The organism is Streptomyces sp. NPDC085866 (assembly GCF_044541035.1).
GTDB lineage: Bacteria > Actinomycetota > Actinomycetes > Streptomycetales > Streptomycetaceae > Streptomyces.
This window is the reverse complement of sequence record NZ_JBITSQ010000018.1, coordinates 161007-182974: the sequence shown is the minus strand read 5'-3', so window position 1 is coordinate 182974 and position 21968 is coordinate 161007. Positions and strand designations below refer to the sequence as shown.

19 protein-coding genes are annotated in these 21968 nt (G+C 72.9%); 12 read left to right on the top strand and 7 right to left on the bottom strand.

Going from position 1 to position 21968, the window contains the following annotated elements; translation table 11 throughout:
* The first annotated feature begins 32 nt into the window (after positions 1-32).
* Positions 33-653 (top strand): RES family NAD+ phosphorylase, encoded by a 621-nt coding sequence (locus tag ACIF83_RS37155; protein WP_399733833.1) that lies wholly within the window; start codon positions 33-35, stop codon positions 651-653.
* A 116-nt stretch (positions 654-769) separates the two neighbouring features.
* On the opposite strand, the gene ACIF83_RS37150 is transcribed toward ACIF83_RS37155, so the two are convergent.
* Genes ACIF83_RS37150 through ACIF83_RS37140 form a run of 3 tightly spaced genes read right to left on the bottom strand, consistent with a single transcriptional unit; the run spans position 770 to position 3583 of the window.
* Positions 770-2401: a hypothetical protein gene (locus tag ACIF83_RS37150; RefSeq protein ID WP_399733830.1), complete on the bottom strand. Its 1632-nt coding sequence runs from the start codon at positions 2399-2401 to the stop codon at positions 770-772.
* Complete coding sequence (locus tag ACIF83_RS37145) at positions 2376-3140, bottom strand: hypothetical protein (protein WP_393481626.1); 765 nt, start codon at positions 3138-3140, stop codon at positions 2376-2378. Before ACIF83_RS37145 ends, ACIF83_RS37150 begins: the two co-directional genes overlap by 26 nt.
* A 41-nt stretch (positions 3141-3181) precedes the next feature.
* Positions 3182-3583, bottom strand: coding sequence for a hypothetical protein (locus tag ACIF83_RS37140; protein ID WP_393481623.1), 402 nt, complete (start codon positions 3581-3583; stop codon positions 3182-3184).
* Between the two features lie 538 nt (positions 3584-4121).
* Between ACIF83_RS37140 and ACIF83_RS37135 the strand changes: the two genes are divergently transcribed.
* Positions 4122-4799, top strand: a complete 678-nt coding sequence (locus tag ACIF83_RS37135) for a 4Fe-4S single cluster domain-containing protein (protein ID WP_393481620.1) — start codon at positions 4122-4124, stop codon at positions 4797-4799.
* On the opposite strand, the gene ACIF83_RS37130 is transcribed toward ACIF83_RS37135, so the two are convergent.
* Positions 4774-5973 (bottom strand): macro domain-containing protein, encoded by a 1200-nt coding sequence (locus ACIF83_RS37130; protein WP_399733826.1) that lies wholly within the window; start codon positions 5971-5973, stop codon positions 4774-4776. The two genes, ACIF83_RS37135 and ACIF83_RS37130, sit on opposite strands and share 26 nt — an antisense overlap.
* Before the next feature lie 170 nt (positions 5974-6143).
* Between ACIF83_RS37130 and ACIF83_RS37125 the strand changes: the two genes are divergently transcribed.
* From ACIF83_RS37125 to ACIF83_RS37110, 4 genes are read left to right on the top strand one after another with little or no spacing between them, the layout of a single operon-like run.
* Positions 6144-8792 carry a protein kinase gene (locus ACIF83_RS37125; protein WP_399733823.1) on the top strand — a complete coding sequence of 883 codons (2649 nt, stop codon included), beginning with the start codon at positions 6144-6146 and terminating at the stop codon, positions 8790-8792.
* Positions 8789-10399, top strand: a complete 1611-nt coding sequence (locus ACIF83_RS37120) for a hypothetical protein (RefSeq protein ID WP_399733820.1) — start codon at positions 8789-8791, stop codon at positions 10397-10399. The genes ACIF83_RS37125 and ACIF83_RS37120 overlap by 4 nt, the downstream gene beginning before the upstream one ends.
* Positions 10400-10459: 60 nt before the next feature.
* Positions 10460-12463: an AAA family ATPase gene (locus ACIF83_RS37115; protein ID WP_398140323.1), complete on the top strand. Its 2004-nt coding sequence runs from the start codon at positions 10460-10462 to the stop codon at positions 12461-12463.
* Positions 12447-12986 (top strand): FHA domain-containing protein, encoded by a 540-nt coding sequence (locus tag ACIF83_RS37110; protein ID WP_399733816.1) that lies wholly within the window; start codon positions 12447-12449, stop codon positions 12984-12986. Before ACIF83_RS37115 ends, ACIF83_RS37110 begins: the two co-directional genes overlap by 17 nt.
* Before the next feature lie 30 nt (positions 12987-13016).
* On the opposite strand, the gene ACIF83_RS37105 is transcribed toward ACIF83_RS37110, so the two are convergent.
* Positions 13017-13502: a DUF3515 family protein gene (locus ACIF83_RS37105; protein WP_399733813.1), complete on the bottom strand. Its 486-nt coding sequence runs from the start codon at positions 13500-13502 to the stop codon at positions 13017-13019.
* Positions 13503-13617: 115 nt separating this feature from the next.
* On the opposite strand from ACIF83_RS37105, the gene ACIF83_RS37100 reads away from it, so the two are divergent.
* Positions 13618-14160: a TlpA family protein disulfide reductase gene (locus ACIF83_RS37100; RefSeq protein WP_393481604.1), complete on the top strand. Its 543-nt coding sequence runs from the start codon at positions 13618-13620 to the stop codon at positions 14158-14160.
* Between the two features lie 21 nt (positions 14161-14181).
* Here the strand turns inward: ACIF83_RS37100 and ACIF83_RS37095 are convergent, their stop codons facing one another.
* Both ACIF83_RS37095 and ACIF83_RS37090 read right to left on the bottom strand, forming a co-directional pair.
* The gene (locus tag ACIF83_RS37095; protein WP_398140320.1) at positions 14182-14847 is read right to left on the bottom strand and encodes a hypothetical protein; all 666 of its coding nucleotides are present in this window, start codon (positions 14845-14847) and stop codon (positions 14182-14184) included.
* Between the two features lie 196 nt (positions 14848-15043).
* Entirely contained in the window at positions 15044-16108 is a 1065-nt protein-coding gene (locus tag ACIF83_RS37090) for a biotin/lipoate A/B protein ligase family protein (protein WP_393481598.1), read from the bottom strand.
* A 225-nt stretch (positions 16109-16333) separates the two neighbouring features.
* Between ACIF83_RS37090 and ACIF83_RS37085 the strand changes: the two genes are divergently transcribed.
* From ACIF83_RS37085 to ACIF83_RS37065, 5 genes are all read left to right on the top strand, one after another.
* Positions 16334-17095 carry a lysostaphin resistance A-like protein gene (locus ACIF83_RS37085; protein ID WP_399733810.1) on the top strand — a complete coding sequence of 254 codons (762 nt, stop codon included), beginning with the start codon at positions 16334-16336 and terminating at the stop codon, positions 17093-17095.
* Positions 17096-17134: 39 nt separating this feature from the next.
* Entirely contained in the window at positions 17135-18943 is a 1809-nt protein-coding gene (locus tag ACIF83_RS37080; protein WP_399733806.1) for a gamma-glutamyltransferase family protein, read from the top strand.
* 91 nt (positions 18944-19034) lie between these two features.
* Complete coding sequence (locus ACIF83_RS37075; protein WP_399733803.1) at positions 19035-19880, top strand: inositol monophosphatase family protein; 846 nt, start codon at positions 19035-19037, stop codon at positions 19878-19880.
* Positions 19881-19968: 88 nt separating this feature from the next.
* Entirely contained in the window at positions 19969-21378 is a 1410-nt protein-coding gene (locus ACIF83_RS37070; RefSeq protein ID WP_393481587.1) for a phytoene desaturase family protein, read from the top strand.
* On the top strand, positions 21375-21884 hold the full coding sequence (locus ACIF83_RS37065; protein WP_393481584.1) for an O-acetyl-ADP-ribose deacetylase: 510 nt from the start codon (positions 21375-21377) through the stop codon (positions 21882-21884). The genes ACIF83_RS37070 and ACIF83_RS37065 overlap by 4 nt, the downstream gene beginning before the upstream one ends.
* The last annotated feature ends 84 nt before the right edge of the window (positions 21885-21968 follow it).

Here is a 21968-nt window from a genome sequence, read left to right as displayed (position 1 = left end):
TGGTGGGGCAACTTCCGCCCAGGGGCGCCGTGATGAAGCCGTTGGTCACGGTGGTGCCGGCGGGCACCCTCGTCTGGCGGTGCCATGAGGAGCAGTACGCGGCCGGCGAGTTCAACCCGAGCGTCGCGCACGAGTTCTTCAAGGGCAGCCGCTTCGATCCCACCGAGAAGGATCCGTACCCCTACCTCTACGCGGCCCTCGACCCCGTCACCGCGCTGTCCGAAGTGCTGCTGAGGTCGGTCGAGTTCAGCGACGGCAGCGGGGTGCGGCAGATTCCGTGGGCGCAGGCGTCCCGGTACGTCCTCTCGGCGGTCCGCACCACGGCCGACCTCACCCTGGTGGACCTCACGACCGCCGAGGGGCTGGCCGCCGTCTGGCAGGACGGCTGGCTGATCGACACCGACGAGTACGCGGGTACCCGCTACTGGGTACGGGTGATCCGTGAACGCAGCAGCGATGTGCAGGGCCTGTGGTGGACGTCCAGGCGCTGCAGGCCCCGCCCGGCGCTCCAGCTGTTCCAGGACCGCTGCCCGGTCGGCCCGCTCGACCCCAGCCCGCAGGAGTGCCTCCGGCTGGCGTCGACGGACGACGTGCACAAGGTCAACCGGCTGCTGGCACCGCTGCACGCGGTCATCTCCGTGCCGGAGGAGTGACCGGAGGAGTGAGCGGACACCGCGACCGCAGGTGACGCAACGCAAAGGCCCCGACCCACATCAGCGGGTCGGGGCCTTTGCGTGACCGGCGCACCGGTCCGGCGTCCACCGGCCGTTCAGCGGTCCCGGGCCGGTTCGCGGCGGACCGACGGCGGCAGCAGTGGCCAGTTCCGCGACAGGCGCATCGCCGACTCGGTCACGGCGGGATCCTTCGACGCCGTCATGACCTCGCCCAGATACCTGGCGGCGGCGGCCTCGTACAACTTGCGGGCCGAGGCCATCCGCTCGTTCGCGGCCTCCGAGCGGGCCTGCCGCCGGTCCTCGGCCGTCTCCTGGGCGGCCCGGGCCCGCTCGGTGGCGGCGATGCTCTCCTCGTGCCGCCGCAGCAGCCCCGTACGCCGCTCCACCGCCGTGCGGAAGGCGTCGAGGAAGGGGTGTTCCCGGAACAGGCCGAGCATGAATCCGACACCGCCCGAGAGCAGGAGCAGCGCACAGAACAGCCAGGTCACCGTCTGGGTCGACAGGTGCAGCCGGTCCACCAGCGTCGTGGTGTCGCCGGCGGAACCGCCGATCCCGCGGAAGCCGCCGGCCCCCTTGGCGGGGCCCGGACTGTCGTGCTGGGTCACGAACTTGGCGCGGAGCAGGCCCAGCGCCCAGGTCAGGCCGCCCCACACGCCGAGCAGCGACACCGCCGGTATCCACCCGCGGCGCGGTGATCCCGTCGCCGCGCGCCACCGCAGCATGAGCCCCGACAGGTGCGGCAGGATCAGCATGATGACGGCGGACGAGACCGCCAGCCCGCCGGACATGAAGTCCCCGCCCGTGCTGCCGACCCCGTGGAAGGGCTGGTACGCGACCCAGTAGATCGGCACCTCGACGGCCATGATGACGCCGAGCAGGGCCCAGGTCATCCACCGGGGCAGACCGGGGCGGGTCTGCAGCCCCTCCCAGCCGTGGGCCGACGCGGTGTCGCGGGTCTCGGCGCGCGCGGCACGGTACACCTCCCCTATCGCCGCGGAGGCGCTGCCGTCCGGAGCGGCGCCGGTCGTGGACACCGACTGCCAGTCGTCGCCGCCCGGATCCGCCGCCGCGTCCTGGCCGGCCGCGGTCTGCTCCGGTTCGTCCTCCCGGATGCCGGGTTCTTCCGCCGCGCTCCGGGAGCCGGCGGTCCGTGGCTCGGCCGCCTCCGGGAAACGGGCCTGGAGCCAGCGCTCCTCCACCCGCTCGCGCAAACTGTCCCGGAAGCGGAGCCAGCGGGCCGAACGGACCGCCAGCAGATCGAGCTGGCGGCGGGCCGTCTCGATCTCCTGCTGGGTCTCGCGCAGGCGCTCGACCAGGATCCTGGTCTCGGCCTCCCCGGCGGTCACGTCGGAGCCCGACTGGGCGTCCAGGAGGCGTGCCGCCTCCTCCTGGAGGTTCAGCTCCTCCTCGATCCGGTGGACGACGGCGTCCCGCACGGACGCCAGTTCCGCGAAGTACGGCACCCGGTCGCCGCTGTTCAGCACCCACGGGTCCAGCGTCCTGCGCCGGGCGTCCAGCCGGCCCCTCTTCTTGGCGTCCTCCAGGAGTCCGCGTTCCCCCCGGTCGTCGATGACCAGGGGCAGCCGGCTGGTGCGCGCGCCGGTGGCGGCGGGCCCGGGCCGGGTCCCGGTGCCCGGCTGTGTGGTCCGGCCCGTGAACGGCAGATAGCGCGCGATCCGCCGCCGGCGCGGTTGCGGCTCGTCAGCGCTTGTACTTGTTGTCGACATGTGCCTTGGCCCTCCCCTCGAGTGCCTCGGTCCAGAAGGACTCGAAGTCGTCGGCCTCGCTGGGCTTCGCCTTGTACTGCATGCCGAGCCCGACCGGGAAGACGTCCATCCCCTTGAGGCCGGGCAGGCCACGCTTGTTCACGAGCGAGTCGATGACCTTGTCGCGCGCGGACTTGGTGGAGATGTCCTGCCGCGACAGATGGAACTCCGGGTCGGCCTGGTCGAAGTCGCTCACCACGAGCAGCTTCGGCGCCGGGCCGTCGGTGGGGACGGACTCCCCGATGCGGGTCAGCGCCCCCCACACGTCCGAACCGTTCTGCGTGCGCGCGCACTTGAGCTCGGCGACGGCCGCGACGGCCGCGGCCGTCTGGGCGTTGGCACGCTGGACCTTCTGGTCGGTGGTCGCGTCGTGCGGCGGGTCGAGGTCCACCTCGTCCTGCCGGCAGGACGAGCTGCGCGAGGAACGGGTGATGGGGGCGAAGTCGAGGGTTCCGCACTTCTGGTCGGTGAGGAACCCGATGAGGCTGTCCTTCAGCTTGGCCTCCGAGTCGAATCCCTCCTTCACCGCGGCGGCCGACCCCGAACCGTCGACGACCAGCCCGCAGGGGGTGGTGAGGGCTTCCTCCTGCTTGCTGCAGGACACGAGAGCGCCGAGCGCGCACACCAGCGGGACGAGGACGGTGAGCCGGCGGGCGGCGCGGACGCTGGACCGACGACCGGTCCGGGCCGAGTGCTGCACGATGATGGTCCTTGGCCTTCCTGGAAGACGATGAGCGGTGATCACCTGCGGACGCCGTTCGAGGCATCGCCGTGCCGCGCCGGGCCCGAACGGCCGCGCGCGGACTGGTGGTCGAGGATGTGCAACGCCTGTGCGACCGCCGACGGGTCGGCGTCGCGCCCCGGCGCGTCCGGGACGTACCAGCGGTCGCTCAGCAGCCCGTCGTCGAGGCGGGCCCAGGTGCCGTCCAGGGCGATCTCCCCGGGCAGCCAGCCCGTGGGCCGCCGCCCGCTGACCTGGTCGTCCTTCCGGGCACGGGCCCAGGCGGCGTCCCAGTAGCAGGCGAGCAACTGGTTCGCCTCATCGGCGAGTTGCTGGGCCTGCTGACGGCAGACGGCGGCGGCCGTGCGCCACTCCCCGACACACTCTCCGAACCGGGCGAGCGCGGCCGGAGCCGGATCCACGGGCTCGGTGTACCGGGTCACCACCCGCACCGACTCGCTCTGGATGCGGACATGCAGCGCGCGGTGCCGTGCCAGCGTGCGGGACCGCAGCCGTGCGGTGCTGTGCCGAACCTGTGCGCGAAGCCCCAGGACGTAGGGCGGCAGGCTGTCGTCGGAAGGCGCGCTTCCGGCTGACGCGTCCGCCAGTAATTCCCGCAGACCGTCCGCGTCCCGACGGCCATGGAACCGGGCGCGTACCGAAGACAGGTACCCGGCTCTCAGTCGTCGGACCCGGACACCTATTCGACTTTTGCTGATCATTTCGAAGGTCCCCCATTCCTCGCGCGCGGTCCGGGTGGGAAGGCGCCGCGATGGGGGAGAGAGTAGCGGAGCAAAACCCCCGGAGGGATGCGGATTTCAAGGAAATCGATCACGCTCTTCGGGAGTTCCGGAAAACAACCGGATCTCGCCCGGCGGACAGCCGGATGAGCGCCTTCCGGCAATTGCGGGCGCACATCGCCGCGCTGGATACTCCAAGCCGGTGCGAGGAGGAGATGCCGTGGAAATACGCCTCGACGGGACCCACTACCCGTTGGAGACGCTGGGCCCGGGAAGGCGGCTCGGCATCTGGTTGCAGGGCTGCTCGCTGGCCTGCGCCGGGTGCATGTCCCGGCACACCTGGGACCCGGAGGCCGGGACGGTCACCACCGTCTCCGAGGTGCTCGCGCTGTGGCAACAGGCCCTCGCCGACGGGGCGGACGGCCTCACGGTCAGCGGCGGCGAGCCCCTGCAGCAGGCGGCGGCGCTCGCGGAACTCCTGGCCGGCGCGGCACGGCTGAGGGACGAGGCCCGGCGGCACGAGGGGAGCGCCGGGCCCCGCTCCACCGACCTGCTGGTGTACACGGGGTACGAGAACGAGGAGTTGACGCCGCAGCGGCGCCGGGCCCTCGTCGGCGCGGACGCCGTGATCATCGGCCGGTTCCGGGTCGCGGAGCCCACCCGGCTGGTCTGGCGCGGCTCGGCCAACCAGCGGATCGTCGCCCTGACACCGCGCGGCGCCGCCCGCTACGCCCCGTACCTGGCACAGGAGTCGGCCGGACCGCGCCTGCAGGTCGGCGCCGGCGAGGACCGGGAGCTGCGGCTCTTCGGAGTGCCGCTGCGCGGGGAACTCGCCGAGATGGAGCGCCTGCTCAGGCAGGCCGGGGTGGCCTTCACCGAGCGGAGCTGGCGGCCATGAGCATACGGGCGCGGCTCTCCTCGGGCGTGACCACCAGCACCGACCAGGACGGGTCCCGGCGCAGCTCCTGCCTGATCGCGCCGAGCAGTGCGCGGGCCGCGGTCTCGACGGACAGGCCGCCCCGGCCGGTGCCCATCAGCGGAAAGCAGATCGAGGACATCGGCAGCGACAGGAAGTCGGCCTCGCGGCACGCCAGTTCGAAGGACGCCCGCACCGCCTCGGCCAGCACGGCGGGTGTCACGTGGTAGCGCTCACCGTCGCCGACCGGGGCCGCGATCGCCGCGTGGTGGATACGCCGTACCCCCTGTGCGGCCAGCGCGCCGGAGGACGTGGCGACGACCGTGCCCGGCCGCACGGGCACGCCCGACCTGCCGTGCGTCCGCAGCCACACCCCCAGTTCGCGGGCGAGGACGTCGTCCACGATCTCGCCCGAGGCGTCCCGCAGCGCGGCGGCCCGCCGCAGGGATCCGGACACCGTGGAGCGGAAGGTCTTGGACATCTCCAGAAACGTGTTCTCCGAGGAGACGAGGATGTCCACGTCCCGCACCAGCTCGATCGGGCACACCCGGACGGTGATCCGGCCCGCCGGTGCGGCGGCTCCCGGCCGGGCGCCCGGGTGAGCGGGGCGCTGGGGCGGGATACCGGCGGCGGCAGGTGCGGCGTGCACCGGGGGTGTCGTCGGCGGCAGGGTCACCAGCTCGGGTCGGCCGCTCGCCCAGGAGTCACCGGTCCGCGGGCCGGCCGTCTCCCGTACGCACGCCTCCCGGGCCACGACCAGGACCGCCGCCGCGAGTTCGGCGATGACGTCGCGCTCCTGGCTCTTGCGGAAGCGCTCGGTCGTCACCCCGTAGACTCCCGCCGCGGCCTTCCTCCGGTCGGTGCCGGGGACCCCGCGGCGGGAGGGGAAGATGCCGAAGGTGTGGGCGGCCGCGCGGGCCAGCGGATCGCAGGAGTCGTCGTCCCGCACGGGATGCCCACCGGCCAGCCGGCGCACCGCCGCGCCCAGCAGGTCCTCGATGCCGCTCTGTTCGTCCTGTTCCCCGCTGCACAGACCGGCCGCGACGGCCGCCTCGCGCAGCGAGTCCCTGGGGCAGTGGCGCAGCCCGGGCAGACCGCGACGCCGCAGTTCCCGAAGTTCGTCTACGAGACTTTCGTGCGAGGGCAACGGGTGCATGATACGCATCGTAGTCCCGGCGGGTTAATCGCTGAAGATCCGGGAAACTCCCCGTCGCACGAAGGGATTTCGGATATCTTCATCGTCCCGCGACTTGCGCATCGGGCCGATTCGTTCCGCGCCGTGTCCCTGTGGCGTACCCAGCGCGTTTCCTGGAAGGTCGGAAGTCGATGAGCACGCCGCCCACCCGAGTCGTAGATCCCGATGACGGCGGGTTCACCAATGCCCGGGCCGTGGAGACACGTCCAGTCCTCTCCGACGTGCCGCCTGAACTGGCGGACAGGTTCCCGCTCGTCGCCGTGCTGTCCGGCGCACGGCGGCCCGCCGAGGCCGTGGTGCTGAGGGTGCGCGACCAAACGGCCCGTCACGGAGCGGCCGAGATACCCCTGGTACTCAAGTGGTACCACCGGCTGCACGCCCCCGGGCCCGATATCGAGCAGGAGTTGAGGGAACTCGGTGAGCAGTCCGCTCCCCACCTGGAACGGCTCCTGGAGACCGGCGAGGCGCACGGACACCCCTGGCACCTGTACTGGTCGCACGGCGAGGAGACCCTGGAGAGGTACCACGCCGACCACCCCCGCGGGTTAGGCCCCGAGGGCGTGAAGAACATGGTGAGCCAGCTGTACGACGCCGTCACCGCCCTTCATGAACGGGGCATCGTGCACCGGGACATCACCCCCGACAACATCATGGTGCAGACCCGCCGCGCCGACACGGCCGACCTCGTCCTCATCGACTTCGGCGCCGCCGTCCACCGGCCCGACGAGGCCGAGGAGCCCCGCACCGACTGGCGTGGCAAGCCCCTCTACCTCGCGCCGGAGGCGGGGCTGCTGCGGCAGACCGTCTCCGAGGCCGGCGACTGGTGGTCGCTCGGCATGGTGATCGCCCAACTCGCCCTCGGCAAGCACCCCATCGACTTCCGCCGCGACGAGGAGGTCCTGCGGGAGATCGCCACGCACGACCCCGACCTCGGCGGCATCGAGCACCGAGGGACCCGCCGGCTCTGCGAGGGCCTGCTCACCCGGGCGCCCGAGAATCGCTGGGACGCCGAGAAGGTGCGGGACTGGCTGGACGGCAAGGACCCCGACGTCGCCCCGCGCACCGACGAGCGGATCTTCGGCGCCGACACGACGCGCCCCGTGATCCAGCCCTTCCCTTTCATGGGCCAGGAGTTCACCGGGACCGACGCTCTCGCCCTCCATCTGGACCAGAACCACGTCTCCGCGGCACGCATGCTGGCCGCCGACGACGACCGGGCCCGACTCGTCGTCTGGCTGCGCCAGTTCGAGACCACCGGCGACCGCAGCCCCGAGGAGCTGCGCCGGCTCAAGGCCCTGCTGGACGAACTGGCGCAACCGCCGTCCGCCGCCGGTCTGGTACAGCTCCTGAACTGGCTCGGTCCCCTCCTCGACGTCTCATGGCACGGAGTGGACCTGGACGTACGGAGCATGCGCCTGCTGTGCCAGGGGGCCAGGGACGGGAACGCCGACGCCGTCGCCCTGATCCGGCACCTGGCGGACCAGCCCGCCGTCCTGACCGGACTTGCCCAGCGGCCGGGCGGCAGCGGACTGGACGAGACCGGCCGCGCGTGGCGCACCCTGCGCGCCCGGTGGGAGCCCACCGTCCGGGAGCTGCTGCGCGGCCACGAGATCGGCCGGGTCCGCGGAGCCCGGGCGGCCCTGCGGCAGACCGTGGCGGTGGACGCCTGGCTCCTGCAGCTGGCGCGCGAACCGGAACGCACCAGGAGCCGGCTCACCGACGCGGTGCTGCGCAGGCGCGCACAGTTCCTGGAACGCGTTCCCTGGTTCGACGCGCTGCTCGACTCCCAGCAGGACGACCTGCGCCTGCTCGCCGCCCACCTCCTCTGCGGCCACGCGGAGACCGCGGCGCAAGAGCTGAGGCAGCGGCGCGTCGTCGAGGAGAGCGCGCGGATCTTCGCGGCGGACCAGGACGGGCTGCGCGACGTACTGCGGCGGATGGACCGCCTGCCCACCCTGGGCTGGGCCCTGCTCGGCGCCACGGTCGTCACGGCCCCGTGGACCTTCGTCATCGGCCTCGCCGACGTGCTGGGCCGCGCCTCCCAGGATGCCGTGGTGACGGCCTGGCTCGAGGCGCTGCCCGCGGCCGCGTTCGTCTTCGGGGTGGAGCTGTGGACCGCGGTGTACATCGGCCCGCCGTTCTACCACCCGGAAAGGTCGTTGGCAGGCCTCCTGATCCGCAACGCGGAGCGCCCCGGCCGGCTGGCACGCACCCGGGCCGGCCTCTTCATCACAGCGGCGCTGCTCATGCTCGCCGGCTTCCTGGGCTTCTACGCGATCACCCACGCACCCTGGGTGTGGCCGCTCGCCTCGGCCGTCGCCGTCGCCGTGTGGAGCGTGCGCCGCTGCCGGGCCTGGTGGCGTCTGCGGCACCCGCGCGACCCCGAGACCGAGTGGAGCCTGCGCCGCCTCCTGGCCTGGTGGCGCGGACGTCATGAGCGCCGGAGGCTGCGGGCGGGACGGCGGCCGCCTTGGTGGAACCTGCCCCGTCTTCTGGCGTGGTGGTGGCACGGACGTCATGAGCGCCGGAGGCTGCGAGCCGGCCAACTGCCGCACGACCCCCGGCCCGAGTGGAGCCTGCGTCGTCTTCTGGTCTGGTGGTGGCACGGGCGCCATGAGCGCCGCAGGCGGCGGGCGGGCGACCGGTGGTACCGGTGGAGCCCGCACCGACTCCTGGACCGGTGGCGCAGGCTCCGTGAGCACCGGACACGGCGAGCGGGCCGCCCGCAGTCCGCGACGACAGCCGAGACGAAGTCCGAAAGCACAGGAGGACAGGCATGAGTTCGGGTCTCGCCTTCCCGACGGTGACTGCGGTGGCACCCGCCGTCACCTTCCCGCCGCCCCCGCCGCCCATCGACCCCCAGGCGGTGCCGCACACCGGCATGCTCCACCTGCACGACCCGGTCGCCCACGTCTCCTCCCACGTCGCCGACGCGGCCGGGCACGCGGTGCATCAGGCCGCCGACGCGGCGCTGCAGGTCCTCGGCTCACTCAGCGGCGTCCTGCTCGCCGGCCGGGCCGCCCTGCTCACCACCCGTGTCCTCGCCGCTGCGGCGGTGCGGGCCGCGGAGGAGCAGCGCTGCCTGGAGCGGCAACAGGAGCTGGCCGCGACGGCCGCCGAGCAGTGGCAGGCCGCCGCGTACGCCGCCGTCCGGATCAACGCCCGCAGGCGCGCCCTGCTGGCGCGGGTGGCCCGGGCCACGGCCGCGGGCGGCCCGGCCGGAGCCCCGCCGCGCCCCGACCTGCCACCGCCGCTGGAGCCGGTCGGCGAGCGACTGTGCGACCTGCGGCAGGAACTGGCCCGCAGCGAGGAGGCCGTGCGCCGGGCGGAGGAACGGCACGCGGCGTGGGAGCAGCAGCGGCTCAGCGCGGAACTGCGGCTGGACGAGGAGGACGACGCCTTTCAGCGCGCCCTGCGCGAGAGCCGGCAGCGGGCACTGCGGCGGTTCTCCACGGAGCGCACCGCCGAGGCCGAGGGACGACCGACGTCCCGGACGGCCCCCGGCCCGCGCCCCCAGCCCGGCCTGGACGTGGAGGAGGTCCGCCGGACCGGGGCGGAGATCCTCGGAGAGCTGGACCCGCACGCCGTCTCGGAGGCCGCCGAACTCGCCGCAGGGGCCGTCCGGCACGCCGTGCGCCGCGCGGCCGACGACCCCCGCCGGGCGCGCATCCACCTCAACGAGGCGCGCAAGTACGTCCGCGACGCCAACAAGGACGCGCGCCTGACCCGGGAGGCCCAGGAACGCGCCGCGCTGCACTACGACTTCCTCGTCTACGAGACCCCGAAGGGCGCCGAGGACCTCGCCCCGGCACCGGAGGCCGTGGAACTGCTCCGGCGAACCCTGGAGGACGGCGTCCAGCTGAGCAAGGACGAGCGAGACCTGGTCGAACGCGCCGTGGACGAGCGCCGCTGCGCACTGGAGGCCCTCTACGTCCGGGAGCAGTGCGCCGGCGCCGTCGAGGAACTGGCCAGGAGGTTCGGCGGGTACACCGAGGCCGGCCGGCCCGAGGGGCAGGAGATTCGCCTCGACTGGACGCCGGACGGCTGGGAGCCCGATCACTGGCTCAGGGCGACCCTGGTCGACGGCGAGCTGAGCGTGGCGACCATGTACCACGGCGACCCGGGGGAGCGGACCCCCGAGCAGCGCGCCCTCGACGACGCCCGCTGCGCGGAGACCCACGAGCGGCTCGCCGAGTTCCAGCAGATCACCCAGGGACTGGGACTGGGCCTCGAGTTCGACGTACGGACCGAAGGAGCGCTGTCGGGCGTGCTGGGGGAGGGCGCCGCGACGCTCGGCGAGCTGCCCCAACAGGACACCGGCAGCCCGGCGGACACGCGCTGGGAACCTCCACGACACAAGACCGTCGGCGGCGACGAACGCCGCTGAGACCGCCACTGAGCACCATGCCCGCACGCGGCCCGCAATCGCGTGCAACGGGGAGGAACGATGGACCTGTCCAAGGAAGACCGGCTCCCGCCCTTCGTGGAGGAGCTGATCGGAACACTCGGAGTGCACGCGCAGTACGTCCTGCACGGCAACATCCGTGACCTGCACCTGGTGGGCCGGCGCGGCCGGGACAGGTTCTACCCGCTGCTCGACGTGCTGTGGAACCCGCTGCGGGAGATCGGCTACCAGGCGCTGGTGCTCTGCGACCAGGTGGGCGGCTTCCGCGTGGCGGCGGTCGCTGACGGCGAGACACAGACCGCCCTCGAGGAACTGCTGCAGGGGCCCCGCGAGTTCCCCGGCCAGACGGCGGCGCAACGCCAGGCGGTGCTGGACCAGCTGCGGAACATCACCACCGGGTGGGCGGAGCAGCGCGAGGAGATGATGCGGGACGGACGTCGGCTGCGGCCGCTGCGGGTGGCGCTGGTGATCGACCACGCCTCCCGTCTCGTCACCGACCCGTCCCGGGTGACCCCGGACGAACGCGACTTCTTTCTCGCCTGCCTCAAACTCGCCCAGGAGGCCAAGCCCCTGGAACCCTGGACCGGCACTCCCGTCGTCCCCAGCGAACCGGGCCGGTTCAACCCGGTGATCTGGCTCGCCGAGGGGGAGCGGGACATACCCGGATGGCTGATCTCCGGCAGTGAGCGGATCCGAGCCGTCGCCGTGCCCGAGCCGGACGCGGACGAGCGCACGACGATGGCCCGTCTCCTGCGCGAGCGCTACGAGCGGTACGCCGGAAAGGGATCGGGCGGCGGTGCGGCCTCGCCCGCCGGCGCGGACGCGGAGGAGACGGCGCGGTACGTCGGCGCCTTCGCCCGGGCGGCCACCGGCATGAGCCTGCAGGCCATGGAGGAGAGCGTGAAGCTCGCCCGCTCCCGCGCCATGCCGTTCGCCGCCATGCCCGACGCAGTACGGATCTACCGGCTGGGCGTGGAGAAGAACCCCTGGAGCCGGGGCGAGATACGTCAGCGCATCCTCGACGGGGAGAACCCCAAGAACGAGCGGTCCATCCCCCGCCGGGTGCTGGGGCAGGAGGCGGCCGTGGCGATGACCCTGGACATCCTCAAGCGTGCCGCGCTGGGGCTCTCCGGGGCGCAGGCGACCAGCCCGGGACACCGGCCGCGCGGTGTGCTGTTCTTCGCCGGCCCGACCGGAACCGGCAAGACGGAACTGGCGAAGGCCGTGGCCTCCGTCCTCTTCGACAGCGACCAGGCGTATCTCCGCTTCGACATGAGCGAGTTCTCGGCCGCCCACTCCGCCGACCGGCTCGTCGGCGCGCCCCCTGGCTACGTCGGCTACGAGGCGGGCGGCGAACTGACCTCCGCCGTACGGGAGAACCCCTTCCGCGTCATCCTCTTCGACGAGATCGAGAAGGCCGACAAGGGCATCCTCGACAAGTTCCTGCAGGTTCTGGAGGACGGCAGGCTCACCGACGGACAGGGGGTCACCACCTACTTCAGCGAGTGCGTGCTCATCTTCACCTCCAACCTCGGTGTCCAGCGCACGGACCCGGAGACCCAGGAACGCAAGTGGATCGTCGAACCGGGCACGCCTTACAAGGAGTTGGAGGCCACCGTCAAGGACAACGTCAAGAAGCACTTCGAGAACGTCATAGGCCGGCCGGAGCTGATGAACCGGATCGGCGGCAACGTCGTCGTCTTCGACTTCATCTCCGACGCGGTCGCCAAGCAGATCTTCGATCTGCAGTTCGGCAACATCCAGCGCCAGCTGGCCCAGGGACACCGACTGGCCCTGGAGATCGAGGACAACGCCCGCAGCGAGCTGCTGGACCACTGCACCCGGGACAAGTGGAACGGCGGCCGTGGCATCGGCATGGTGCTGGAGACGCATCTCATCAACCCGCTCGCCCGGGAGCTGTTCGCGGCGCCCGACCTCGGGCCGGACACCACGGTCGTGGTGACGGACGTGCGGGAGAGCGAGAGCGGACGGGTGGACACGACGGTCGTGCTCAAGAAGGGAGACGCCGGTGACGGAGGCATCTGACTTCGATGACGACGATTGGGATTCCGTCGACCAGTTCGCCCCACCCCCACCCCCACCCCCGACGCCCGTCGGTACCAAGTGCGGGCGATGCGACGCGATCGTCCCCGTCGGCATGGCCGCGTGTCCCAGATGCCGCACCCCGGTCGGCTCGGGCCGGCCGAGTCCCCGGATCCCGGGGCGCGCGGTGCGGCTGGTCTTCCGCGGCGGCCGGCACCTCGACGTGCCGCGCGGCTCGGAGATCCGGCTGGGGCGTAGCAGCAGTTGGGCCCCCGAGGCGTCCGAGCTGCTGGCCGACGAGGACACGGTCTCGGCCCAGCACGCGACCCTCGACCACGCCTCGGACGGGACGGCCTGGCTGACCGAGGTCCCGCAGGGCGCAACCAACGGCACCCGCGTCAACGACAGCGTCCTGGTGCCGGGTTCCCGGGTCCGCCTGCGCGACGGCGACCGGGTCGAACTCGGGCCCGGGGTCGAATTCATCGTCCGGGGGATCGCGGAGGAGTCCAGGGAGGCGGCGTCCTAGCGGTGGGCGGCCCGGGAGCCGCCGAGCGCGTCAGTGGCCCTGGGAATCCAGGCAGTGCGACCGCTGCGTGATGGGGGCGACGGCCTTGGACAGGTCGATCATCACCGCGTCGACGGCCCGCACGCCGGGGGAGATGGTCACCTCCACGGCGGGGGTGCGGCCGTAGGAGACGAGGACCTTCTTCCCCGACTGCCGGGACCGTGCCAGTTCGAGCAGCCAGTCCACGCCGTTCACGCTCATGCACGGGTCGGGCGACGGGCCGGGCGAGACCAGCCCGCACCGGGCAGTGACGGCGCCACCGCCCCAGGCCTCGGCGCCGGTCACCCCCACCCCTTCGCGGTCGTGACCGTCCAGTCGCCCGGGCCAGCGCCCGGCCAGGCCCGTACACGCCGGCCCGGACGCCCGCTCGGCCGCGCGCAGCCCGTACCGCGCACCGCCGCCCTGTCCGGCCCACCATCCCCAGCCGCCCGCGGCCACCAGGACCGCCAGCGCCCCGGCCCCGACCGCGTACCGCATCCTCACTACAGCCCCCGTGTGTCGTGGTTCCGGCACCAGCCGGTGATCAGTCGCCTCGGAACCTACCGCACCCCAAGATCCGTCCCCCATGGGGCGGTTGAGATACTCCTTTCTCGTGAAGACGCGACCGTTGCTGTGGACCGCAGCCTGCCTGCTGCTGGCCTCCTGCCATGCCGGCATGGCCACCGCCGATCCCTCCGGGGAGAAGAGCGGGCCCGTTCCCGCCGGCCGGCGTGCGGCCGCGCCCGACCTCAGGGGCGACAGTCTGGACGGCAAGCCTCTGCGTCTGTCCGACTACCGCGGCAAGGTCGTGGTGCTCAACGCGTGGGCCTCCTGGTGCGGCCCCTGCCGGGCCGAGGCGCCCGAACTCGACGCGGCGCAGAAGCACCTCGCCGCCGAGGGCGTTCAGGTGCTCGGGCTGAACACCGACACGGAGCCCGTCAACGGCCGGTCCTTCCAGCAGGACCACCACCTGGCCTACCCCAGCTTCAGCGACCCCTCCGGCCGCAAGGTGCTGACGTTCCCCAGGGGTTCGGTGCCGCAGGGGGTGCCGTTCACGGTCGTCATCGACACCCGCGGCAGGATGGCGAACGTCCACAGCGGGCCCGTCACCGAACGGGACGTGCGCGACCTGGTGAGGCCGCTCGTACGGTCCTGAAGGGCCGTCGGCCCTGCTCCGTCAGCCGGACCCGCCGCCCTGCAGGGCGGCCACGGCGCTCTTCGCGGCCTTGATGGCCCCCTTGTTGATCTCGTCCGTGCTCGGGGCCTTCTTCGTCTCGAAGTCGCTGCCGTTGTAGGTGACGATCACCAGCGCGTTGGAGACGCGGGCCAGCACCACGCCCTCGCGGGTCTCCTGCTTGTCCTCGGTGGTGAGGTTCACGATGGAGTACGCGGTGTCACCGAGCCCCGGAACGGCCCCTCCGCCGCTCTTCTCGGTGACGCGCTGCTCGTACTCCTTCTTCGCGTCCTGCTCCGACCCGGTGACCTCGAAGGAGACGTCGAGCCAGCGGTAGTCGTAGCCCTGCAGGGCGTTCCAGGAGCAGGTGCGGCGCAGCGCGGTGTCGGTCGAGGGGATCTCCTTGCCCGCCGTCTTGGCCCCGGGCACCAGCGACTTGAGGGTCGCCACGGGCACGCTCGTGCAGGGGGTGGGCGCGGTGTCGTACGACTTCGACGCCGCGGTGGAGGACGGGGCGGAGGCCGACCGGGTGGGCGTCCCCTGGGCGGACCGGTGAGCGTCGGCGGACGGCGTGGCCGGGCCCGACGACATCGCCCAGCCGGCGCAGGCCAGCACGGCGACCGGCGTCAGACGCGCGGTGAGGGCGAGCGGCAGAGGAAGAGAACGCACGGCTCACTTCTCGTGGGGGAGGGGGTGCGGAGGGGGGTCCGCATGGTGGACTGCGACGACAGTGTCACACGACTCCCTGTGGGGCGGAAGTGCCAACTCGCTGTGTGCCTGCATGGTGACGGAGCCCGACGATCGACGTCCCGTGTGCCCCTTTTTGTCCGCGAGTTGAGCGCGGGCCGCGCGGGTCGGTCGCGGGTTACGGCACCCGGGCCGTCCACTCCGGGGACGTGAACTTCGTACGGGCCAGCTCCTGTGCCCGCGCCAGCTCCTCGTCGGTCACCCGGCCCTTCACGAGTCCGTACCGCCCCCGGAACGACTCGATCATCCGCTCGATGACGGCCTCGCGCGGCAGCCCCGTCTGCCGCCGCAGCGGATCGACCCGCTTCTTCGCGCTCTTCGTCCCCTTGTCGGACAGCTTCTCCCGCCCGATCCGCAGCACCTCGACCATCTTGTCCGCGTCGATGTCGTACGACATCGTCACGTGGTGCAGTACGGCGCCGGGCCCGCCGTCGGCGCCGACGACCCGCTTCTGCGCCGCGCCCGCGATCTTGCCCTGGTCGGTGGCGATGTCGTTCAGCGGCTGGTACCAGGCGCGGATCCCCATCTCGCCGAGGGCACCCAGCACCCAGTCGTCCAGGTAGGCGTAGCTGTCCTGGAAGGACAGGCCCTGGACCAGTGACTCCGGCACGGACAGCGAGTAGGTGATCGTGTTGCCCGGCTCCACGAACATGGCGCCGCCGCCGGAGATCCGCCGCACCACCTCGATGCCGTGCCGGGCGGCGCCCTCCGGGTCCACCTCGTTGCGCAGCGACTGGAAGCTGCCGATGATCACCGCCGGGGCGCCCCATTCCCAAACCCGCAGCGTCGGCGGCCGCCGACCCGCGGCGACCTCGGCGGTGAGGACCTCGTCCAGGGCCATGTGCAGCGCCGGGGACTGCGGGCGCTCGTGGATCAGCTGCCAGGCGTAGTCGGTCCAGTCCGTGGCGTGCGCGAGCGCCCGGCGCACCGCGGTCCCGACGCCCTCCGAGGTCAGCCCGTACATCACGGTCCCCTCGGGCAGCGCCGCGTCGATCCGCGCGGCCAGTCCGGACGCGTCCGTGTCCGCCGGAGCACCCTCCAGCGCACGGTTCACCGCGTCGAGTGCCTCGTCCGGCTCCAGGAAGAAGTCGCCCGCCACGCGCACGTGGCGCAGCACGCCGTCCTCGACCTCCACGTCCACGACGACGAGCTTGCCGCCGGGCACCTTGTACTCACCGTGCACTGCCTGGGCCTCCGTTCTGCCGCACGAGATCAACGTCGCAGGTGGTCGCGGTGTTCCCGGGCGGCGATCGCCTCCGTCACGGCGTCCGGTGCGTCACAGCGCGCGGGGCCGGACCAGTCCGCTCTCGTAGGCGAGGATGGTCGCCTGCTCCTCGCCCTGGCGACCCCGGTCGTACTGCTGGCCGTGCGCTGGATCGGGCAGCGCCCGGCGGGCACGGTCTCCTCCGTGACCGGGAGGCTCCGATGGCGTTGGCTGACCCTGTGCGTGCTGACGGCCCTGCCGATCGTCGGCCTGGCGATGGGCGGCATGCTCCTGCTGCCCGCTGACGGCGGCGAGGAGTTCCGGTGGGCGGGATGGTCGGTCTTCGGGCCCGCACTGGCCATGCTCGTCGTCCTGGTTCCCCTGCAGGCGGCCGCCGAGGAGTACGTCTTCCGGGGCTGGCTGACGCAGGCCGTCGGCGCCTTCCTGCGCTCGCCCTGGTGCGCGCTCCTGCCCCAGGCCGGCCTGTTCGCCGCCGCCCACGGCTGGGGCACGCCCTGGGGGTTCGCCGACCTGGTGGTGTTCGGAGCGGCGGCGGGCTGGCTGACCTGGCGCACGGGCGGTCTGGAGGCGTCCATCGGGCTGCACACGGTCAACAACATCCTCGCCTTCGCCTTCTCGGCGGCCACCGTCGACGGGCTCAAGAGCGACGAGACCGCGGCGGACGCGACCTGGCCGCTGGTCGCGTTCGACGTCGCGAGCATCGCGCTGTACACGGCAGCGGTGGTGTGGCTGCTCCGCCGCCGCCCGACGGCCCGGACGGCCCCCGCGCCGCTCCCGCCCGTCCAGCCACCCGCCTTCGCCACCCCGTACGCACCCGTCACGGGCTTTCCCGTGGCACCGCCCTGGGCGGGACGTCCGGCACCGGGCACACCGGAAATCCCCGCCCAGGAGAGTCCTGTTCAGGAAGAACCCCACCCTTGGAGCGGCGCCACGACCGATCGATAGCCTGCTGATCGACGGACGTGCGCAACAGCGAGGTGAGAGATGCGGTTCACCACCCGGCCCACCCTTCAGGGCACCTTCGGCATGGTGTCCTCCACCCACTGGCTGGCCTCCCAGTCGGCGATGGCGGTACTGGAGGGCGGCGGCAACGCCTTCGACGCGGCCGTGGCCGGCGCGTTCGTGCTGCACGTGGTGGAGCCGCACCTGAACGGGCCCGCCGGCGAGGTGCCGATCCTGCTCGCCCCGGCGGGCGGCGAGGTGCGCGTGCTGTGCGGGCAGGGCGTGGCCCCGGCCGGCGCGACGGTCGCGCACTACAAGGGGCTCGGTCTGGATCTCGTACCCGGTACCGGACCGCTCGCGGCCGCGGTGCCCGGCGCCTTCGACGCCTGGCTGCTGCTCCTGCGCGACCACGGCACCAAGTCCCTCGACGACGTCCTGAAGTACGCCATCGGGTACGCCGAGCACGGGCACGCGCCCGTGGAGAACGTCGGCGCGACCGTGGAGAGCGTCCGGGAGCTGTTCGAGACCGAGTGGACCTCCTCGGCCGAGGTGTACCTGCCGGCCGGCAGGGCGCCGCGGCCCGGGGAGCTGCTGCGCAATCCCGCGCTCGCCGCCACCTGGAAGCGGCTGCTCGCCGAGACCGCCGGGACCGGCGACCGGGAGGCGCGCATCGATGCCGCGCGCGAGGTGTGGCGCTCCGGCTTCATCGCAGAGGCGCTGGTCCGGCAGTCCCGGCGGCCCACGCTGGACACCAGCGGCGAACGGCACACCGGCACCCTCACCGCGGCCGACCTCGCAGGCTGGTCGGCGAGCTACGAGGCGCCGGTGACGTACGACTGGAACGGCTGGACCGTGTGCAAGGCCGGCCCCTGGAGCCAGGGCCCCGTCCTCCTCCAGCAGCTCGCGCTGCTCCCGCCCGAGCTGCCCGCCTACGGCTCTGCCGACTACGTCCACCTGCTGGTCGAGGGCTGCAAGCTCGCCATGGCCGACCGCGAGGCCTGGTACGGGGACGCGGCCGAGGTGCCGCTCGCCGAGCTGCTCTCGGACGGCTACAACGCCGGGCGGCGCCTCCTGGTCGGCGCCAAGGCGTCGTACGAGCTGCGCCCCGGCAGCCCCGGCGGACGCGCTCCGCGCCTTCCCGTCCAGGCACGCGCGCGCGTGGAGGCCGGTCAGGACACCGGCTTCAACCCGATGGGCGCGGGCGAGCCGACCGTCGCCGAGCCCCGGGTCGCCGCCGACGGCAGCACCCGGGGTGACACCTGCCACCTGGACGTCGTCGACCGCTGGGGCAACATGATCGCGGCCACGCCCAGCGGTGGCTGGCTGCAGTCCAACCCGGTCGTGCCGGAGCTGGGCTTCCCGCTCGGCACGCGGCTGCAGATGACCTGGCTGGAGGAAGGGCTGCCGAACTCCCTCACCCCGGGCCGCCGCCCTCGCACCACCCTCACCCCGTCCCTGGCCCTGCGCGACGGTGTCCCGGTACTCGCGTTCGGCACGCCCGGCGGCGACCAGCAGGACCAGTGGCAGCTGCACTTCCTCCTCGCCGCCGTCCTGCGCGCCCCGGTCCGTGGCGGCCTCGACCTGCAGGGCGCCATCGACGCCCCGAACTGGCACAACGACAGCTTCCCCAGCTCCTTCTACCCGCGCGGCCGCCGCCCCGGCAGCGTGACCGTGGAGTCCCGCACGGACCCGGACGTGATCGAGGAGCTGCGGCGGCGCGGCCACGACGTCACCGTCGGCCCCGGCTGGTCGGAGGGCCGCCTGTGCGCGGTGGCCCGGGACCCGGAGACCGGCGTGCTCTCGGCCGCGGCGAACCCGCGCGGGATGCAGGGATACGCGGTCGGCCGGTGACGGGAGGTGCGGCACCCGCTCTTCATCCCGATTCCACCTGGCGTCCACCGGACGGGCGGGGATTGTCAGTGGCGCGTGTTCTCATGGACGCATGATCCAAGACACGGAAACCATCGACGAGTTTCTCACCCGCTGCTCGGCAGACGTCGAGGAAGCGGTCCGCAAGGCCGCCGCCACCGAGATCCTGCCCCGCTTCCGCCGCCTCGCCGAGCACGAGGTGGACCAGAAGAGCGGACCGCACGACCTGGTGACCGACGCCGACCGGCTCGCCGAGCAGCAGCTCACCGAAGACCTCGAGGCACTGCTGCCCGGTTCGGTGGTGGTCGGCGAGGAGGCGGTGCACGCCGACCCGGCGACGTACGACGCGATCCAGGGCGAGGCGCCCGTCTGGATCATCGACCCGGTGGACGGCACCCGGCAGTTCGTGCACGGCGACGACGGCTTCTGCACCCTGGTCGCGCTCGCCCACCGGGGCACCGTCCTGGCCTCCTGGACCTACGCCGCCGCGCGGGACCAGCTCGCCACGGCCGTCCGCGGCCGGGGCGCCTTCCTCGACGGCGAGCGGCTGCTCGCGGGCCCGCCCGCACCCGGCCGTGACCTCACCGTCGCCACCTCCCACCCCGATTTCACCACCGACGAGCAGAAGCGCGCGCTGCGCGCCCTGTGGACCGACGGCCTCGCCCCGCGCCCCTGCGGCTCGGCGGGCCTGGAGTATCTCGCCCTGGCGCGGGGCGAGTTGGACGCGGTCGCCTTCTCCTGGGAGGCCGCCTGGGACCACGCGGCGGGCCTGCTCCTGGTCGAGGAGGCGGGCGGCATCCACCTCACCCGCACCGGCGAGCCGTTCCGGGTGACCGGCGCCAACGTACTGCCGTTCACCGCCGCCCGGGACGCCGACACCGCCCGCCGGATCGTGGATCTGCTGCGCACCGGCGCCTGAGCCACCCGGCCCCGGGGTGTGTCAGTCCCCCGGCATATCCTGAACCTGAGTGGCCATCGGCTGACGAAGGGGTCCGAAGGTGCCGTCGATGCTCGATGCAGTCGTGGTGGGTGCGGGACCGAACGGACTGACCGCTGCCGTGGAGCTGGCCCGCCGGGGCTTCTCCGTCGCCCTGTTCGAGGCACGGTCCACCGTGGGCGGCGGCGCCCGCACCGAGGAGCTGACCCTCCCCGGATTCCGGCACGACCCGTGCTCGGCCGCCCACCCCCTCGGCATCAACTCGCCCGCGTTCCGCGCGCTGCCCCTGGAGCGCTACGGCCTCCAGTGGCTGCACGCCGACCTGCCCATGGCGCACCCGTTCCCGGACGGCTCCGCAGCCGTGCTGGCCCGTTCCGTCGCCGAGACGGCCGCCTCCTTCGGCCCGCGCGACGCGGGCGCGTACCGCAGACTGGTCAGGCCGTTCCTGCCCAGGTGGGACACGCTCGCCCGGGACTTCATGTCCCTGCCGCTGACCGCGCTGCCGCGCGACCCGGTCACCCTCGCCCGCTTCGGCCTGGCCGGGCTGCCGCCCTCCACCGTGCTGATGCGCCGCTTCCACGACGAGCGGTTCAAGGCCCTCTTCTCCGGCCTCGTCGCCCATGTCATGGCCCCGCTGAACGGCCTCGCCACCAGCGCCGTAGGCCTGGTCTTCGCGCTCGCCGCGCACGCCCGCGGCTGGCCCGTGGCCCGCGGCGGCTCCCAGGCGATCTCCGACGCCCTCGCCGCCTACCTCCAGGACCTCGGCGCCGCCGTGCACACCGACTACGAGGTCAAGCGCCTGGACGACCTGCCGCCCGCCCGCGCGTACGTCTTCGACACCTCACCCGCCGCGCTCGCCCGGATCGCCGGCTTCGGCGGTTACTACGACCACTACCGTTACGGCCCCAGCGTCTTCAAGATCGACTACGCGCTGGACGGCCCGGTCCCGTGGACCGCCCCCGAGGCCCGGGGCGCCGGCACCGTGCAGATCGGCGCGAGCAAGGGCGAGATCGGCACCGCCCTGCGGGCCGCGTCCCGCGAGGGCCGCGCCCCCGACAGACCGTTCATGATCACCGTGCAGCCCAGCGTGGCCGACCCCACCCGGGCTCCCGAGGGCAAGCACGTCTTCTGGGCGTACGGCCACGTCCCGAACGGCTGGACCGGCGACCTCACGGACGCCATGGAACGCCAGCTGGAGCGGTTCGCCCCCGGCTTCCGTGACCGGATCCTCGCCCGAGCCATCGCGGGCCCGGCCGAGATGGCCGCGCGCAACGCCAACTACGTCGGGGGCGACATCGCCTGCGGCGCGGCCTCCGGACTCCAGCTCCTGCTGCGCCCCAGACTGTCCCTGTTCCCGTACCACACCCCCCATCCGGCCGTCTTCATCTGCTCCTCGGCCACCCCGCCGGGACCCGGCGTGCACGGCATGTCGGGGCACAACGCGGCGAAGGCCGTGTGGAGAAGGCTGAGGCAGGCATGATCACCATCACCCTGGCCCAGGGCGACATCACCCGACAGAGCGCCGATGCGATCGTGAACGCGGCCAACTCCTCCCTGCTCGGCGGAGGAGGCGTGGACGGCGCGATCCACCGCCGCGGCGGCCCCGCGATCCTGGAGGAGTGCCGGGGGCTCCGGGCCTCCCACTACGGCAAGGGCCTGCCCACGGGCCAGGCGGTCGCCACCACGGCGGGCAACCTGGACGCCCGCTGGGTCATTCACACGGTGGGTCCCGTCTGGTCCGCCTCCGAGGACCGCTCCGGCCTGCTCGCCTCCTGCTACCGGGAGTCCCTCCGCGTGGCCGACGAGCTGGGAGCCCGTACGGTCGCGTTCCCGGCGATCTCCACCGGCGTGTACCGATGGCCGATGGAGGACGCGGCACGGATCGCGCTCGACACGGTGCGAGCCGCCCGGACAGCTGTGGAAGAGGTGCGGTTCGTCCTCTTCGACGAACGGGCGTACGAGGTGTTCACCAGAGAACTCGGCTGAGGGAACGCCGACGCCGGGCGGCCTTCGCCGCTTTGCTCGCCGCAGGACCGGTGCACGGAGCGGGCAGGCGTAGGGGGAGTGCGC

Excerpts from the sequence above, each read along its gene's own strand:
- ACIF83_RS37155 (WP_399733833.1), top strand. The coding sequence starts at position 33 with ATGAAGCCGTTGGTCACGGTGGTGCCGGCGGGCACCCTCGTCTGGCGG.
- ACIF83_RS37150 (WP_399733830.1), bottom strand. The coding sequence starts at position 2,401 with ATGTCGACAACAAGTACAAGCGCTGACGAGCCGCAACCGCGCCGGCGG.
- ACIF83_RS37130 (WP_399733826.1), bottom strand. The coding sequence starts at position 5,973 with ATGCACCCGTTGCCCTCGCACGAAAGTCTCGTAGACGAACTTCGGGAA.
- ACIF83_RS37125 (WP_399733823.1), top strand. The coding sequence starts at position 6,144 with ATGAGCACGCCGCCCACCCGAGTCGTAGATCCCGATGACGGCGGGTTC.
- ACIF83_RS37120 (WP_399733820.1), top strand. The coding sequence starts at position 8,789 with ATGAGTTCGGGTCTCGCCTTCCCGACGGTGACTGCGGTGGCACCCGCC.
- ACIF83_RS37115 (WP_398140323.1), top strand. The coding sequence starts at position 10,460 with ATGGACCTGTCCAAGGAAGACCGGCTCCCGCCCTTCGTGGAGGAGCTG.
- ACIF83_RS37105 (WP_399733813.1), bottom strand. The coding sequence starts at position 13,502 with ATGCGGTACGCGGTCGGGGCCGGGGCGCTGGCGGTCCTGGTGGCCGCG.
- ACIF83_RS37080 (WP_399733806.1), top strand. The coding sequence starts at position 17,135 with ATGCGGTTCACCACCCGGCCCACCCTTCAGGGCACCTTCGGCATGGTG.
- ACIF83_RS37075 (WP_399733803.1), top strand. The coding sequence starts at position 19,035 with ATGATCCAAGACACGGAAACCATCGACGAGTTTCTCACCCGCTGCTCG.
- ACIF83_RS37070 (WP_393481587.1), top strand. The coding sequence starts at position 19,969 with ATGCTCGATGCAGTCGTGGTGGGTGCGGGACCGAACGGACTGACCGCT.
- ACIF83_RS37065 (WP_393481584.1), top strand. The coding sequence starts at position 21,375 with ATGATCACCATCACCCTGGCCCAGGGCGACATCACCCGACAGAGCGCC.